The following is a 14,781-nucleotide window of genomic DNA, read 5'->3' on the forward strand; positions in this document are numbered from 1 at the left end:
TGAGGATGCACAAGATGGAAATCTGGATTAACGAAAAGTTCGACCTCGACACCGCTTGCACAAACGTGCAATACGCCACCGGCGCCCGCCCTGCAGGTGATAACTGGGTGCCAGGCACAAAGGCTGACATCGCAGGCAGCGCCGCCCGTCAGCTCTATATGCAAGCCGGCACTCGGTATTTTGGTTTCTTGTAAGGCGTATGGGCCAGCGATGGCCCTCTAATTAGAGGAAAAAGAAGATGGCTAAACTGAGCCCCACACAAGACCAAGCGGTTTCGCTGCTGAGTGCTGCCGGTGGTGTCTTGGACTACCAGCTAGACCTGTACGGCTTCGCAAAGCCTGGTGCCAGCCGGGCTGAACGGATCGGCATGAACACGGCCAAGGCATTGGTACGGGCCGGGGTGGCCAAATCGACGAGGACAAAACCGACCCGCCGAGGTGACCTGATCGACCAGCTCACCCTTGCCGACAACTACCCGGTGGAATTGGTTTGCTCACAATGCCAAGGCACGTACACCGGCTGGCAGCACCAGACTGGCGGGGTCTGCCAGGACTGCTTCGCCGCCGACGAAAGCAACTGGCCCAACAGTTAAAGGAAAAACGGCATGACTTCAATGACTCGGGACGGTGTACGAGAGGGGCTTAAAAATGCGGGGATCCGGTGTGAAACGGTCACTGATGATGAGTTGAAACGGCTTCGGAAAATCATCAGCAAGCACCTCCGGCGGTCTGGTATCTATCACGGCACCGCACGGCTCGCCAGGGCGAAAAAGGATCTCAAATTCATCGAGATGAAAACAGAGCAATGGGATCGCCGTGAGGCTGTTTCATTCAATCGAGATGGGTTTATTGGTGTCGCTGGTTGGGCAGATAACGGCAATGTTCAGCCAATCCTCGCCGCTCTGGTTGAGTGGTCAATAACTTAAGGGAAAAAACGGCCATGAAGAAAATGACGGTCGGCGAACTGATCGATGAGCTTTCAACATTCAATCGGGATCAGCTGGTATCAGTGTATTTACGCGGGCTTGACCTTCGCCCATACAAGTTTGTAGAAACTGCTGATGAAAAGGAGGTGTGTATCTATGCCGCGCCTGTCACTGATGAAGTTGGGGCTGATGACGACCTTGCGAATGCCGTCGATATCTCAACTTTAAACCTGAGTGTTCAAGAGTGGGCGGCGATGCTTAGTGGCCGCTTTACCGATGAAGAACACCGGCACCGTTACCCTTCTGATGGGTCGCCAGTAAAGCCAAAGAGTTGAGGGAAAAATCATGGCAAAAAGGCCTCGCCTGGCAGTCTCCCAGCGCCTCAGAAACCGTTTGGAGGATGATTTAGACATACACCTTCCAACCGCCCCTCAGCGCATATGGGGCGAGCCTAGTGGCTCATGCCGCTGGTTTGTTCATGACGACAAGGGGGGCGAGTACCTGAGCTATCACCCTATGTCTGATTGCGTAAGGTCAGATGTCAGGTTGGTGGTAAGTGGGTGCCTCGGCTCGACAAACACGAAGTTTGTCAGCATCGAGCTGGTCAACGCTAAGAGATAGAGGAAAAACGATGTCTGCTAATGAGAACGAGGCTGAATGTGTCGCCGCTGGCCTTGACCCCGCCCAGGTGCGCAGGATTGCGAAAGGCTTATCCCGCTATGCCAAAGAGGCCAGGGCTTTGGGGATGGAGGTTTTTGGTGGGTCTGGTTTCGGCCAGCTCAGATTTGATGACGGCGGCCCTGGCAAGTTGATCGTCGCTGATCTGGATGGTCTTTTTGATGGTGGCGATGGCGCGTCCCGACCTGGTGATGATGGCCTGCTGCGCGGCGAATACTGATCGAGGAAAAACGGCATGGCCGACCATATCGAAGTAATCAAAACGCTCACCATCCCAGACTATGACGTTGAAATGTGCATTGTGTCTGTGAATGGCGAGCTGTTCGTTAAGTCACCTGATTTTGATACGCGCATCCCCTATTGCGGGACACTGGATCTTGATGATGGCGTCATCGCCGTGATCATGGCGGACGCATACGAAAAGGTGCTTGAAGTGGCCATGGCGGAATTTGAGCGCCAGCGCACTTCCATGTACGGCGCCCTGGAAAATGCCCTCGGATCTGATGACCTGGGCATCAAGCACTGAGATAGAGGAAAAACGATGAGCAAGACGGTGTATACCTGGGCGGCCCTGGCCACCCATCTGAATGAGCTGTATCACTCCGGCCAGCTGACCGCGGACACCCCGATTTCAGCTTGTGGGCTGACCGGCCTGAGTGTTGAGCTCAAGGAAGGCCACCTGGTCATTGACGAGCCGGAAGAGTAAGAGGAAAAGGACATGGGCAAGGTATTTACTGACGCTGTAGAGAAGGCGCTGACCGAGGCGCCGGCCTGCCGGATTGCGGTCTATCCGCGCCAGCATGGCTGGGTATCAGAACGGGTGCAGCTGGAGCTGGCCGATTCGGTGGCGCAGCTGGGAGAAACGACCCCGAGCCGTGGCGGTGGCCACTACCTGGTAGATGGTATCACCGCTGATGAGGCAGCCAAGGAGGCCCGCCGGCTACGGGGAAAACCGGTCGAAATCGTCCATATCGAGTAGCCCGCATCAGCGGGCTTTTTGATCCCCGGCTATCATCAAATCATGGCGCCACTGGAGATTAGGCCATGATTGAGTCACCCCACCTCGGCATCCCTGCCGATGACCCGATTAACCTCTCAAACGGCGAGCTCAGCACCCAGCTGCTGGCCCGGCTCGATGCAATACCTGCTGACCTTCGCCCATTGGTCAATGAGGCGGCATTGAGGCTGGCCGAGTCTCCTGATTAGCCCCGCTGATGGTCGATCACCGTTGTTTTGTCCAGGGTGATGGCCACCTCGCCAGACTGGACGGCTCTCGCTACCGCCTGAAAACGAGTCGTTGCACCGAGCTTTCTGCAAGCGCGATTGAGGTGGTAATTCACCGTGCGCTCAGGGATGCCCATGATGATCCCGATTTCCTCCGACCGCTTACCCTCGCTGACCCAAAACAGACAATCCCGCTCTGCCCCGTTGAGGGTGCGCCTGTCGTCTGGCCGGCATAGCCTTAGCACCGCCTCGAGCACGAACGGTACAACCATCGCCAGCTCACCTGCCTTTTCGATGTAGAGCCCTGGGTTGTGCTTCTCAGTGATGAAGCTGAGCACGCCCCGCTCGCCCCGGGGGCCGTGAAGAGGATAAGAGACGCCAGAGCGAAGGCCGAACCCTGCAGCCTCATCCATGACTGTCATGGCTTGATCGTCAGCTCTCAGCTCTGCCCACTGAATGGGGGTGATCTGCATCTGCGCCGCCGCGATAACCGGGTCCAGCGCGATGAGGTTGAGGCGGTTATAGCGGTCAATCCACTCAGGCGGGCAGCTGTTGAAGATGCGCACCAGGGGCCTTTGATGGCTTAACGGGATGATGATAGCCAGTCGGTAATAGTCAAAGCCAAGGCCCATGACTATCCGCTCAACTTTGGCGGCGAGTTCGTCAGGGTGGCGGACAGCTTGAAGGGAATTCAGGGTTTCAAACAGGTTCAGCATCCTAGAGGGCTCCTGCTGGCGAAATTGAGCGCGACCAGCCTTAGACCATCCCTAGATCCAATGTTTGTTGACAGGCCGCGCTATGCGAGACAGGGCGCAGCCTACAGGCGTTTTTTTGCCTTCACCAGAGAAGAGAAGGCAAGCGCCTTTTTTACCATTACATTTCGTTTTTCGTCTCAACGTGTAATGGTGATTCAAGTCACAAAAGCTACAGTTAGTAGAAATATGTGACAAATAGTATTGCGTTCAGTGGCCCTCGAATGTACCTTTCTCGTCATGGTGGTGTAGTTGCAGCCGCCAACCCTGTCCCAGTGCTCTTTATCCCAGAGCCCCCAAGGCCCATCTCGCTGATGGGCCTTTTTTTATGGTGCTTTATGTTCGAATTACTCCGCCGTCACACAGGCCAGTGCATCGCCTACGGCGGTGGGTCTGTTCTAAGTCTGTGGTCTGGCCTGGTTCAGGCCGCAGAGAAAGCCCTGGAAGTCCCACTCCCTGAGCCATCTGCCGTGAACGCCATCGGCGTTGTAGGTGGTTCTGTGGCCATCCTTGGCCGCCTTGCCTTCGACATTTATGTCTATTTCGATAAGCGCCGCCGGCGCAAAGAGGAGGATTGATGGCAAAGCTGTTCCATGAGCTGCGCGGCCTGCGCAACAACAACCCCGGCAATATCGACTATCACGCATCCAACCCGTGGCAAGGGCTGGATAAGGACAAGCCGACAGATGGCCGGTTCTGCCGGTTTATCAGTCCAGAGTACGGCATCCGGGCAATGGCTCGGGTGCTAAAGAACTACACCAAGCGGGATGGCCTGCCTGGTGTTGGCGGCCCCGGGATCGACACGGTGCGGGAAGTCATCAACCGTTGGGCGCCGCCCAGCGAGAACGTGACTTCTGCCTATATCGCCCAGGTGGCCAAGGCGTTGGGCGTCATGCCTGACACCCCCATCAACATCGCCGACAGGGCGGTGATGCTCTTGCTTGTCGAGTCCATCATCAGGCACGAGAACGGGCTGCAGCCCTACAGTGCCGAGCTGCTCCTGCTCGGCATTGATATGGCGTGAGGTGCAAGTGGATGGATTGAGTGTGGCCGAGCTGCTCCTGCAGGTGTTCGGCGAGAAGGCCGCCGCCTGGGTGGCGGTGGTGGGGGTCTGCCTGGTGGTGTGGTCGCAACTGCGAGCCGCCATCCCGCAGGCGTGGTGGGAGAAGCTGCCCCGTCCGGTGCTGGTTGTGCTGGATGTGCTGGCCGCCAACTGGGGAAGCGCAAAGAATGGAACCGGTCGTGATAACCGGACTGACCCGGCTCGCCCTGCTGGTAGTCGAGCAGCTCAACGCCTCCCGTGAGGCCGCGTACTATGCCGAGCAGGATGATAGGCGGGAGCAGGCGAAAGCGGCTCCCGCTGCTGCCTTTGCTGGCCTCTTCGGCCCTGCTGCTGGGGTGTACGACCCCAGCGCCGGCGCCGAACGCCAGCTGCTACACCACGCCCCCGAGGCTGGTGTGGATGGTCAGCCCTGATGGGTGGGTGCATCTGCCGCCTGATGCTCAGGCTGAGCTGACCAACTGGATTACCGATGTGCGCGAGTGCATCAAGCAATGAGTACCGAGGCGCTGACTGACCGGCGACCAAGCAGCATCAGATACGATTGACCCTTTGGGCTCGACCGTGATGCCAGCGCCTCACCCAATGCAAAGGCATGAGCTCCTTAACCTTGACGGACAGCGAGGGAGGGGAACCAAACTGGTGGAGCTCATGCCTTTGTGAATGGAGATGAACGGATGGGAATCGCAATCTTGCTTGCAGCGTGTGGCCTGCAGCTCTTCTGCTTGTATCGCTTGCTCCTGCGAGTCCGCGACCTCGAGCGCCGAGTCGCCCCGCTTCTGGATAATGATGAGGCGTTGGCTGATGCCATCGCCACCGACCAGAGGCCAATGGGGTTCGTCTACATCAAGCAAGACCACCCGCACGATGTTCGCTACTGAGTTAGACACAGCCGCCCAATGCTAGCGCCCTGCAGTAATGCCCATAGCAGCAGCGGGCGGCCACCCCCACCCATCCCCCCAGGGTAAAGGTACTCCCAGCCACCCCCCGACCTGACGGGTCGGACGAGGCGCAGTTTTTCACTACATATGAAACCCCAAGAAGTGAGGTTGTTGTTTTCATGTCAGAGCCATCAGACAAGGATCGCCCTGCGCCTGGCTGGCTGAAAAAATCCGACATGGCTGCAAGCCTGGGGATCTCGGTGCAAGCCTTTGATAAGTGGGGAGTTAAGCCAATAAAAAAGATCGGGCGCAACGTTTATTTTGATGTGCGTTCGGTTGTGGATAACCGGATCGAGAACGCGATCCAAAAACACCAACCAACAGATCCTCAAGACATGGATGAGGATCAATTGGACTTCCAACGGTGGAGGCTCACCAAGGAACAGGCCGACAAGGCCGAGCGCGAGAACCGGATCGCCGAGCGCCATCAGGTGCCGACCGAGTTTGCAACGTTCGCGCTGTCGAAGATTGCCGCCAAGATTTCCAGCCTGTTCGATACCATCCCGCTAACGATGCGCCGCCGCTACCCAGAGTTGCAGACCAAGCACATCGAAGGAATCCAGCGCGAATTAGTGGAGGCTAGCAATAAGGCGGCTTCACTTGGTGATTTGCTGCCGGAGTTACTGGATGAATATATCGACAGCACAAGTAAGTAGCCTGGCGGCCGCAGTAAAGCTGGGTTTGTCTGCTCTGCAAAAGCCTCCTGTGCAGACTGCTGACGAGTGGATGAATGAAGAATATTACTTGTCAGTCGAGGGGTCATATCAGGAGGGGAAGTGGAAATCACTACCGTTCCAGGTGGCCATCATCAACGCGATGGCCAATGACGATATTCGAGAGGTCAACTTCGTCAAGTCGGCGCGGGTTGGTTACACCAAGATGTTGCTCGGTGTGGCCGCTTACCTGCTGGAGCACAAGAAGCGCAACGGGCTGATCTGGCATCCCACTGATGGTGATGCTGAAAAGTTCGTCAAAAAGCACGTTGATCCCATGATCCGTGATGTCCCCAGACTAAAGGCGCTCGCGCCCTGGTATGGGAAGAAGCACAAAGATAACACGCTGGAGCTCAAGCGGTTCGCCAACGGGCGAGGGTTAGAGATCCGGGGTGGTAAAGCAGCTGCAAACTACCGAGAAGCCTCTCCCGACTTCGGTATCTATGACGAGCTGGCCGCATTCGATGCTGACATCGACCACGAGGGTTCGCCCACGTTCCTCGGTGACAAGCGGATGGAGGGCTCGACCCACCCCAAATCAATCCGTGGCTCTACCCCAAAGATCGCTGGGCAGTGCCAGATAGAGCGGGCGGCCAGCGAATCGCAGCACCTGATGCGTTATCACGTCAAGTGCCCACATTGCCATGCCGAGCAGTACCTCAAGTGGGGCGGCCCCGATGCCGAGTTCGGCATCAAGTGGGACGGTAACAACCACAACTCGGCGTTCTATCTGTGCGAGGCAAATGGCTGCGCCATTCGTCAGCATGAGATGGATTACGAGACGGTGGAACGCTGGATCTGTGAGCGCACCGGCATCTGGACGCGGGATTCCATCGACTGGTTCGACAGTGACGACCAGCCGATCCCGCCGCCCGAGTCGGTGACCTTCCATATCTGGACGGCCTACAGCCCGCTTACGACATGGGTGCGCATTGTCTCCGACTTCCTCAAAGCGAAGGATGACCAGGGCAAGCTCAAGACCTTCGTCAACACCACGCTGGGCGAGACATGGGAAGAGGAGACCGGCGAGAAACTGGAGTGGGAGGCGCTTGCCGCCCGCCGCGAGGTATGGCCGCACCCCGTCCCTGATGGGGTGCTCTATATCACTGTCGGGGCGGATACCCAGGATGACCGATTCGAGTTCGAGATCACCGGCTGGGGCGTGGGGGAGGAGCACTGGGTGCTCGACTACCAGCGCCTGTACGGAAACCTCGGGCACACCGAGATCTGGGATCGACTGCACGAGCAGTTCTCACGCCAGTTTATCAAGGCCAACGGTGAGGTGATGGATATCGGCCTGGTGCTGATTGACTCGGGTGGTCACTACACCGATGAGGTCTATCAGTTCTGCCGCCGCAACCCGCGAAAATACATCCCTATCAGGGGGGCCACGGTGATGGGTAAACCCATCATCACCTTCCCGCGCAAGAAGAACCGGCAGGGTGTTTACCTGTCTGAGGTCGGCACCGACACCGCCAAGGACGTGATCTACGCCCGCCTGGCCGATGTGCCTGCATCGCTATCCGGGCCGCTGCCTGGTTACCGGCACCACCCTGTCGCCGAGTGGGCAGATGAACACTATTTCAAGGGGCTGACCTGTGAGCGCAAACGGCTGGAGTTTATCAAGGGCCGCCGCGTCTATCGCTGGGTTAACCCATCCGGCGCCCGCAACGAGCCGACCGACTGCGCGGGTTACTCACTGGCCGCCGTGCGCCTTGGCGTCCAGCACAAAGGCTGGCGCCTGGTCGCCAGGCATCAGCCAACCACCATCAACCACGCCGAGCAGGTATCCCGCCCGCAGCCAAGACCCACGGCTGCAGGCAACAGCTGGCTCGGAACAAACTCAGGAGGCTGGCTGTGAAGCTGAGCGATATCGACAGCATGATCGAGCTGTACCTGCAGGCCGAGCGCGATGTGCTGGCCGGCAAGCAGGTAACGTTCCAGGGCCGCACTGTGACCTCTGAAAACCTCAACGAGATCCGCTCTGGTCGGCGGGAGTGGGAGCAGCGCCGCGCCAGCGTGGCCAACCCTGCCCGTCAGCCCTATGCCGCCGCGAGGTTTACATGAGAGCCATAGATAAGTTGGTCGGGTTTATCTCGCCCGGCTGGGCGGCCAACCGGATGCGCGACCGCTTGCGAATGATGGCCTACGAGGCGGCAATGCCGTCCCGAACCCATCAGGCCAAGCGGGAACGGCGGGGCGCCAACGTGGCCACCCAGCAATCGGCGATCAGCTTGCGCGAGCAGGCCAGAGCCCTGGACGAAAACCATGACATCGTGATCGGCCTCCTCGACAAAATGGAGGAGCGGATTGTCGGCGGCAAAGGCATCCAGATCGAGCCGCAGCCCCGCTCTGTCGATGGTCTGCTGCTGGATGACTTCGCCAAGGAGATCCGCCGGCGCTGGGCTGCCTGGTCGCTCAAACCGGAAACCACCGGCACGTACACCCGTCCCGCCATGGAGCGCCTGGTCTGTCGTACCTGGTTGCGGGATGGCGAGGTGTTTGGCCGCCGCCTGCTCGGCACCATCAAGGGCTATCAGCATCATTCTGACACCCCCTTTTCGGTGGAGGTACTGGAACCTGACTTTGTGCCGTTCGAGATGAACAGCGTGGCGGATGGGGTCAGGCAGGGGATCAAGGTCGATGCCTGGCGCCGTCCGAAATCCTACTTTGTGATGTTCGATCACCCCGGCGAGATGCAGGGGTATCGCTACCGCACCAAGGAGATCGAGGCCAGCGAGATGTATCACCTGGCGCTGCGCAAGCGGATCCATCAGCTGCGCGGCGTTACGCTGCTGCACGGTGTAATCACTCGCCTCGCTGACCTCAAGTCGGTGGAGGAGGCCGAGCGTGTGGCAGCTCGGATCAGTGCCTCGCTCGCCTTCTTCATCAAGAAGGAGCACCCGGAGGGATACCAGGCGCCACCAGATGGTTCGCCTGCGCAAGCGCAGAGAATGATCGACATCACGCCGGGCATGACCTTTGACGACCTGCGCCCCGGCGAAGATGTCGGGGTTATCCAGTCCAACCGGCCAAACACCGCTCTGAACATCTGGCGAGCTGGTCAGCTGCGCTCATCCTGTGCCGGCACCCGAAGCCAGTATTCGAGCGTGGCCCGCGACTATGACGGCACCTATTCCGCCCAACGCCAGGAGCTGGTCGAGGGGTGGGAAGGCTTCGCCGTGCTGCAGGATGAGTTTGTTGCCAACTGGTCACGCCCTGTCTTTCGGGACTGGCTGCTGGCTGAAACCCTGCGCAGCAAAGACCCGCTCAAGCTGCCTCCCGAGCTGGATATGAAAACCCTGTTCGATGCCATCTATCTGGCCCCTGTCATGCCCTGGATTGACCCGGAGCGTGAGGCCAACGGATGGAAAGCTGTGATTCGTGGCAGTGCTGGCACGGTGACTGAGTGGATCCGGGCTCGCAACAGGAACCCTGACGAGGTGCGTGATCAGCGTCTTTCCGAACTGGAATGGGAGAAACAAAACAACGTCATCACCGATTCCAACCCAGCCAATGACCCAGGAGCACAACCCAGTGAAAAAGCACCACCTGACGGCGGCGATCCAGAGCGCGCTGATGCCAGCGCGAGCGGAGACCGCCAGCGACCAACCCGCCGCCGATAACCAGAGTCCCCGCAGTTGGTACACCATCAGCGCCCTGGCCGGCTCAGAGCCCGCTGTCGAGATCTACATCTATGACGTGATCGGCTACTGGGGTATATCGGCCCAGCAATTCATCTCGGATTGCAAGGCTGCCGGGGTGTTCAGCGCCAAACAAATCAATCTGCACATTCACAGCCCCGGCGGCGATGTGATGGACGGGTTTGCCATCTACAACACCTTGGCCCGCCTCACCTGCAAGATCGACATCTGGAACGATGGCCTGGCGGCCAGTATGGCCTCGGTCATCCTCTGCCTGCCCAATGCCACCGTGCATATGCCGAGCAACGCCTGGGTGATGATCCACAAGCCATGGTCTGGCACGGTCGGCAATGCAGACGATTTGCGAGATACAGCCGACTGGCTCGACCGCAACGAGGCGCTGTTGCTCAACGCCTACGAGAAGAAAACCGGCAAGCCCCGCGAGGAGCTGGCCGCGCTACTGTCGGCAGATACCTGGCTCGATGGCCACCAAGCCAAAGAGATGGGTTTTGTCGATGTCCTGGAAGAGCCGATCTCGGCTGCCGCCTACGTTAACGAGAACAAGATGAAAGACTTTAACAATATCCCCACTCCGGCCCGAGCGATGTTCGGTGCCAACGCGAACGCCGGCGGCGCAGCACCCGCACCGGCTAATCCCGCCCCGGCAGCTAAAGCTCAGCCGACCTCGCCTGCTGGTGAGGATCCTGTCGCTGCCTTCAAGCTCAAGGAGCAGGCCCGCCGCAATGACATTCAGGATCTGTTTGCGCTGACCGGCGGCCGCTTCCCGGAGCTGATGGCCGAGTGTCTGGGGGACATGGAGATTTCCGCCTCTGCAGCCAAAGAGAAGCTGAAAGCGGCGCTCGGCACCAATGCCAGTGCCACCGGCCCGCTGGGTTCTACTGCTCACATCCATGCCGGCAACGGCAACCTGATCGGCGATTCTGTCCGCGCCTCCCTGATGGCCCGTTGCGGCCATGCTCAGGCCGAGTCGGATAACCGCTTTGGCGGTTACAACCTGCGCGAGTTGGCGCGGGCATCTCTCGACGGTCGTGGTATTTCGACCGGCGGCTTGTCTCCGATGGCTTTCGTTGGGATGGCCTTCACCCACACCAGTTCTGACTTTGGCAAGATCCTGCTGGATGTGGCCAACAAGTCTGTTCTGCAGGGCTGGGAGAGTGCCGAAGAGACTTTCGACAAGTGGACTCGCAAGGGCACGCTGACCGACTTCAAGGTGGCCAACCGTATCGGCCTCAGCGATATTCCCAGCCTGCGCCGGGTGCGTGAAGGGGCAGAGTACAAGCATGTCACCCTGAACGACACCGGTGCCACCATTCAGTTGGCGACCTATGGCGAGCTGTTTTCCATCACCCGCCAGGCGATCATCAACGATGACCTCGACATGCTGACGCGAGTGCCCGGCCTGTTTGGTGCGGCCGCCCGCGGCACCATCGGCGATCTGGTCTATGCGGTTCTGACTGGCAACGTCAAAATGCCGGACGGCAAGCAGTTGTTCCACGCCGATCACAAAAACCTGCTGACCGGTGCCGACTCTGCCATGGCGATCAAGGCGCTCTCTGCCGCCAAAACCTTGATGCGCGGCCAGAAGGCTGTCGGTGTAAACGACAAGCCGGGCCGAGCCCTCAACATCCGCCCGGGTTACGCCTTGGTGCCGATTGAGCTGGAAGATACCGCGTTCCAGCTGATCAACAGCACCTCCGTCCCCGGTGCAGATGCCAACTCCGGCATCAGTAACCCGCTCAAAGGGTTTGCTGAGGTGATTGGCGAGCCGCGCCTCTCCGATGCCAGTGCCACCGAGTGGTATCTGGCAGCCAAAGGCGGCGACACGATCGAGGTCGCCTACCTGGACGGCATGGACACCCCGTGGATTGAGCAGCAGCAAGGCTTCACCGTTGACGGCGTGACCACCAAGGTGCGCATTGATGCGGGCGTTTCTGCTCTCGACTATCGCGGTCTGGTCAAGTCGAACGGCAAGTAATGGGAATGGCCCGCCAGATGGCGGGCCATCTTTTGGCAAACAAACAGGAACAGCAACATGGCAAAGAATTTCGTTTGTACCGGCTCCCAGATGGCGTTTGTCGCCCCGGCCGGTGGTGTGGTTGCCGGCAAGCCTATCAAGATGGGTGCTCTGACCGTTGTCCCGCTGGAAAACGCCACCGCTGGCGCCGAGTTTACCGGCGCCCTGTCCGGTGTCTGGTCTCTCCCCTGCGACACCGCGCTGACCACGGTTGGCACGGCTGTCAAATGGGATGGCGCCAAGCTGGTCGCTGACACCACCAAGGACGCGGACGACTTCGGCAAGCTGGTCAGCAGCGGCGCCAGCGGTTATGCCGACGCGCTGATCGTCCAGTAATGGTGACCGGCGCCCGCTGGCAGCGGGCTGTCAGTCGCCTCAACGTGGCCGTTGACCAGGCGATGGGTATCCCCGCCATTGTCGCTGGGCAGCCGCTGACCGTCCTCTATGACGAACAGCCTGATGCGTTTGCCCAGGTGGCGACCGTGCTGCGCGAGTTGGCTGTGAGCAGCCCGCCAGCCGGAGTGCGTTTTCGTAACGGTGACAAGGTAGAGGTGCCAAGCCTGAATCTGGTGACTGTCGTCAGAGACGTGCCATATATGCGGGCCGGTCAGCTGATCATTCCCATCAAGTGAGGCAGCTATGTCCATCAAGCTCGATCTTGAGAAGGCGGTCGCCAAACTGAATCTGCTGCCAGCCAAGCTGGTGCCAAAGGCCAGTGCGCAGGCGGTTAACCGGGTCAGCTCTCGGGCGTCCGGGCGGGCCATCAGGTTGACGGCCAAGGATGCGCGGGTACGGGTGCCCGCCAAGCTGATCCGCCCCAGGGTGAAGATCTTCAAAGCAACCCCGCAGGCGCCGAATGCAGTGATCAGGGTGCGCCGCCGCCCCATCCCCATGATCAGGCTTGGGCCGGCCCAGCAGCGGCTCACCCGGCGAGGTGGCCGCTATCAGGCCGGCGATATGCAGGTCGGGCGTCATCGGGTGTCTGGTGGTTTTGTGGCTGACGGTTCGAAAGGGTTTGGCCAGTACCGGCGAGGCGGTGGCTATGCCAGCACCGCGCTCAGAAGCTGGCAAATCCTGCGCAGGGTGGGGAAGGGCCGCCACGCTCTGGAAGTGATGCGGATCCCGCTGGTCACCCCGATCACCGAGCACTACGAGCGCGAGGCCAAAGCGGCGATGAGTCGTGACATGCCCCGCGAAATGCAGCAGGCCATGCTGCGTCAGTTGAAGCTGGCGATTAAATAGGGCTAGGATCCTGATCTCGATATAAGGAGAGAGCATGATCATCATAAAAATCGCCGTGGCCCTGCTGATGCTGGCGCTGATCGCCGTGGGCACCTATCAGGGGGGCTGGCTTGGCTTTGCTATCACGGTCGGCATGACGCTGGTACTCAACGGCATGTTCAACCGATGGGATGCCAGGCGGCAAACCTCAACCACCAAATAACCCGCTTCGGCGGGTTTTTTATTGGACTCACTATGACCAAGAGAACCCGCATCAGACAGGCGTTAGCTGATCTTGTGGAGCTTGAGCTCAACAAGGTCGCCGGCGCCACGCCGGTGACCGTGTTTGCCAACCGGCCATTCTCGATTGCTCAAGAAGATCTGCCGGTCGCCTTCTGTTACATGCTCGAGGGCACCCCCTCCGAGTATGCCCTGGATGATGCCTGTGACAGCACTCAGCTGATGGTCTCCCTCTACGTGATGGAGAGCAACCAGGCGGATGCCGAACTGGATCTGCTGGCCGAGGCGCTGGCCGGCCTCAATGAGTCAAACCTGAGCGGATTGCTCACAGAGGGTATGGGCCTAATCAGCTGGGCCTATGGCCAAGACGAAGAGGGGACCGGGCTTGCCAGCCTGACCCTGTCATTTAATGCAACCTGGAGCGACAGCGATGTCTGATACCACTACACCAATCAAGGGCACGGGCACCCAGTTCCTGATGGCCAAGACCGCCGGCAAGGTAAAGCCCGACCCCTCCTCCTCTGTCGATGTCCTGCGCCTGGCGCAAGTGACCGATATCACCCCGCCGGAGATGAGTGCCGAAGCGTCAGAAGAGAACTACCTGGACGCCGAGGATCCCCAGTGGAAAGAAAAGTCGGCCGGCCAGATTGACCCGGGCGAGCTGGGTATCACACTGGCCTGGAAAGCGGGTGATGCCAATCAGACCACCATGGTTAACCTGCTGGGCGGTGAGCCGCGCTGGTTCTTCATCAAGTTCCCGAACGGGGCTTATGACGCCCACTTTGGTTTTGTCTCGAAAGTGGGCAAAGCCATTCCGGCGAAAGAGAAGATCACCCGCACCTTTGGCATCACGCTGACCGGCAAGCAGGCGCTGGCTGAACACACTTATCAGGGGGGCTAATGGAACCACTGATTGATAGCCGCGAGATAACACTGACCACTCCAGCCGGCAAGGCTGCCAAGGTGGTTGTACGGGCGCTGACGGGCCTGCAGATGTTCGAGTACCAGGAGCTGCTGCTGACCAAGTACAGCGACTGGCCACAACAGCCTTCGCCTCCGGCGAGTGATAGCGACATGGCCCGCTATATGATCGATGTGCAGAAGCATGTGAGCCGCCTCAACCTGCTTTTGGCAGCGTTCGGGCTGTCTTACCAGCATGCTGACAAAACCCTCGACCAGGTGGTCGAGTGGGTGGCCGCGAGCTATCCCAATCTTGATCACCAGTTGCGGCTGGCCATGGCGGTGAAAGCACTGTCTGGTCTCGAACCGCCGGCACCGACCGATGCGGGTAGCGAGCAGGAGGTCGCCCCGCTCGATCCAAAAAAAGGTTAGAGATCGAGCGCGATTA

Annotated in this window: 27 protein-coding genes; 26 read left to right on the top strand and 1 reads right to left on the bottom strand. The window is 59.3% G+C overall.

Annotated elements, in window-relative coordinates; genetic code table 11:
- The first annotated feature begins 14 nt into the window (after positions 1–14).
- From PG883_RS08970 to PG883_RS09010, 9 genes are all read left to right on the top strand, one after another.
- On the top strand, positions 15–194 hold the full coding sequence (locus PG883_RS08970) for a hypothetical protein (RefSeq protein ID WP_270807102.1): 180 nt from the start codon (positions 15–17) through the stop codon (positions 192–194).
- Between the two features lie 44 nt (positions 195–238).
- Positions 239–592 carry a hypothetical protein gene (locus PG883_RS08975; protein WP_270807103.1) on the top strand — a complete coding sequence of 118 codons (354 nt, stop codon included), beginning with the start codon at positions 239–241 and terminating at the stop codon, positions 590–592.
- Positions 593–604: 12 nt separating this feature from the next.
- Positions 605–925, top strand: coding sequence for a hypothetical protein (locus PG883_RS08980; protein WP_270807104.1), 321 nt, complete (start codon positions 605–607; stop codon positions 923–925).
- Between the two features lie 14 nt (positions 926–939).
- Positions 940–1,260, top strand: coding sequence for a hypothetical protein (locus tag PG883_RS08985; protein ID WP_270807105.1), 321 nt, complete (start codon positions 940–942; stop codon positions 1,258–1,260).
- A gap of 296 nt (positions 1,261–1,556) precedes the next feature.
- Positions 1,557–1,823: a hypothetical protein gene (locus PG883_RS08990; protein ID WP_270807106.1), complete on the top strand. Its 267-nt coding sequence runs from the start codon at positions 1,557–1,559 to the stop codon at positions 1,821–1,823.
- A 15-nt stretch (positions 1,824–1,838) separates the two neighbouring features.
- The gene (locus tag PG883_RS08995; RefSeq protein ID WP_270807107.1) at positions 1,839–2,129 is read left to right on the top strand and encodes a hypothetical protein; all 291 of its coding nucleotides are present in this window, start codon (positions 1,839–1,841) and stop codon (positions 2,127–2,129) included.
- A 15-nt stretch (positions 2,130–2,144) separates the two neighbouring features.
- Positions 2,145–2,309 carry a hypothetical protein gene (locus tag PG883_RS09000; RefSeq protein ID WP_270807108.1) on the top strand — a complete coding sequence of 55 codons (165 nt, stop codon included), beginning with the start codon at positions 2,145–2,147 and terminating at the stop codon, positions 2,307–2,309.
- A gap of 12 nt (positions 2,310–2,321) precedes the next feature.
- Complete coding sequence (locus PG883_RS09005; protein ID WP_270807109.1) at positions 2,322–2,582, top strand: hypothetical protein; 261 nt, start codon at positions 2,322–2,324, stop codon at positions 2,580–2,582.
- A gap of 65 nt (positions 2,583–2,647) precedes the next feature.
- The gene (locus PG883_RS09010; RefSeq protein WP_270807110.1) at positions 2,648–2,809 is read left to right on the top strand and encodes a hypothetical protein; all 162 of its coding nucleotides are present in this window, start codon (positions 2,648–2,650) and stop codon (positions 2,807–2,809) included.
- Here PG883_RS09010 and PG883_RS09015 read toward each other — a convergent pair.
- A complete protein-coding gene (locus tag PG883_RS09015; protein WP_270807111.1) occupies positions 2,806–3,543 on the bottom strand; it encodes a LuxR family transcriptional regulator in 738 nt (245 codons plus the stop codon). The genes PG883_RS09010 and PG883_RS09015 overlap by 4 nt on opposite strands.
- 374 nt (positions 3,544–3,917) lie before the next feature.
- On the opposite strand from PG883_RS09015, the gene PG883_RS09020 reads away from it, so the two are divergent.
- The 17 genes from PG883_RS09020 (at position 3,918) to PG883_RS09100 (ending at position 14,765) form a co-directional block, all read left to right on the top strand.
- Positions 3,918–4,157 (top strand): hypothetical protein, encoded by a 240-nt coding sequence (locus PG883_RS09020; protein ID WP_270807112.1) that lies wholly within the window; start codon positions 3,918–3,920, stop codon positions 4,155–4,157.
- Positions 4,157–4,603, top strand: coding sequence for a hypothetical protein (locus tag PG883_RS09025; protein WP_270807113.1), 447 nt, complete (start codon positions 4,157–4,159; stop codon positions 4,601–4,603). The genes PG883_RS09020 and PG883_RS09025 overlap by 1 nt, the downstream gene beginning before the upstream one ends.
- A gap of 7 nt (positions 4,604–4,610) precedes the next feature.
- Positions 4,611–4,883 (top strand): hypothetical protein, encoded by a 273-nt coding sequence (locus PG883_RS09030; protein ID WP_270807114.1) that lies wholly within the window; start codon positions 4,611–4,613, stop codon positions 4,881–4,883.
- On the top strand, positions 4,822–5,055 hold the full coding sequence (locus PG883_RS09035; RefSeq protein ID WP_270807115.1) for a hypothetical protein: 234 nt from the start codon (positions 4,822–4,824) through the stop codon (positions 5,053–5,055). The genes PG883_RS09030 and PG883_RS09035 overlap by 62 nt, the downstream gene beginning before the upstream one ends.
- 261 nt (positions 5,056–5,316) lie before the next feature.
- Positions 5,317–5,520 carry a hypothetical protein gene (locus PG883_RS09040; RefSeq protein WP_270807116.1) on the top strand — a complete coding sequence of 68 codons (204 nt, stop codon included), beginning with the start codon at positions 5,317–5,319 and terminating at the stop codon, positions 5,518–5,520.
- A gap of 179 nt (positions 5,521–5,699) precedes the next feature.
- Complete coding sequence (locus tag PG883_RS09045; RefSeq protein WP_270807117.1) at positions 5,700–6,236, top strand: terminase small subunit; 537 nt, start codon at positions 5,700–5,702, stop codon at positions 6,234–6,236.
- 70 nt (positions 6,237–6,306) lie between these two features.
- The gene (locus tag PG883_RS09050) at positions 6,307–8,154 is read left to right on the top strand and encodes a phage terminase large subunit family protein (protein ID WP_270807118.1); all 1,848 of its coding nucleotides are present in this window, start codon (positions 6,307–6,309) and stop codon (positions 8,152–8,154) included.
- Positions 8,151–8,360 carry a hypothetical protein gene (locus PG883_RS09055; RefSeq protein WP_270807119.1) on the top strand — a complete coding sequence of 70 codons (210 nt, stop codon included), beginning with the start codon at positions 8,151–8,153 and terminating at the stop codon, positions 8,358–8,360. Before PG883_RS09050 ends, PG883_RS09055 begins: the two co-directional genes overlap by 4 nt.
- Positions 8,357–9,919, top strand: coding sequence for a phage portal protein (locus tag PG883_RS09060; RefSeq protein WP_270807120.1), 1,563 nt, complete (start codon positions 8,357–8,359; stop codon positions 9,917–9,919). The genes PG883_RS09055 and PG883_RS09060 overlap by 4 nt, the downstream gene beginning before the upstream one ends.
- On the top strand, positions 9,831–11,933 hold the full coding sequence (locus PG883_RS09065) for a ClpP-like prohead protease/major capsid protein fusion protein (RefSeq protein WP_270807121.1): 2,103 nt from the start codon (positions 9,831–9,833) through the stop codon (positions 11,931–11,933). The genes PG883_RS09060 and PG883_RS09065 overlap by 89 nt, the downstream gene beginning before the upstream one ends.
- Positions 11,934–11,990: 57 nt before the next feature.
- Positions 11,991–12,308 carry a DUF2190 family protein gene (locus tag PG883_RS09070; RefSeq protein ID WP_270807122.1) on the top strand — a complete coding sequence of 106 codons (318 nt, stop codon included), beginning with the start codon at positions 11,991–11,993 and terminating at the stop codon, positions 12,306–12,308.
- Positions 12,308–12,604 carry a hypothetical protein gene (locus PG883_RS09075; protein WP_270807123.1) on the top strand — a complete coding sequence of 99 codons (297 nt, stop codon included), beginning with the start codon at positions 12,308–12,310 and terminating at the stop codon, positions 12,602–12,604. Before PG883_RS09070 ends, PG883_RS09075 begins: the two co-directional genes overlap by 1 nt.
- A gap of 7 nt (positions 12,605–12,611) precedes the next feature.
- A complete protein-coding gene (locus tag PG883_RS09080; protein WP_270807124.1) occupies positions 12,612–13,214 on the top strand; it encodes a phage tail protein in 603 nt (200 codons plus the stop codon).
- Positions 13,215–13,248: 34 nt separating this feature from the next.
- The gene (locus tag PG883_RS09085) at positions 13,249–13,416 is read left to right on the top strand and encodes a hypothetical protein (protein WP_201886287.1); all 168 of its coding nucleotides are present in this window, start codon (positions 13,249–13,251) and stop codon (positions 13,414–13,416) included.
- A 32-nt stretch (positions 13,417–13,448) separates the two neighbouring features.
- Positions 13,449–13,871: a phage tail terminator protein gene (gpU, locus tag PG883_RS09090; RefSeq protein ID WP_201886286.1), complete on the top strand. Its 423-nt coding sequence runs from the start codon at positions 13,449–13,451 to the stop codon at positions 13,869–13,871.
- On the top strand, positions 13,864–14,334 hold the full coding sequence (locus tag PG883_RS09095) for a phage tail tube protein (RefSeq protein WP_076362712.1): 471 nt from the start codon (positions 13,864–13,866) through the stop codon (positions 14,332–14,334). Before gpU ends, PG883_RS09095 begins: the two co-directional genes overlap by 8 nt.
- Positions 14,334–14,765 (top strand): hypothetical protein, encoded by a 432-nt coding sequence (locus PG883_RS09100; RefSeq protein WP_270807125.1) that lies wholly within the window; start codon positions 14,334–14,336, stop codon positions 14,763–14,765. Before PG883_RS09095 ends, PG883_RS09100 begins: the two co-directional genes overlap by 1 nt.
- Positions 14,766–14,781 lie beyond the last annotated feature (16 nt).

The organism is Aeromonas sp. QDB25, from assembly GCF_027707725.1.
Classification (GTDB): domain Bacteria; phylum Pseudomonadota; class Gammaproteobacteria; order Enterobacterales; family Aeromonadaceae; genus Aeromonas; species Aeromonas caviae.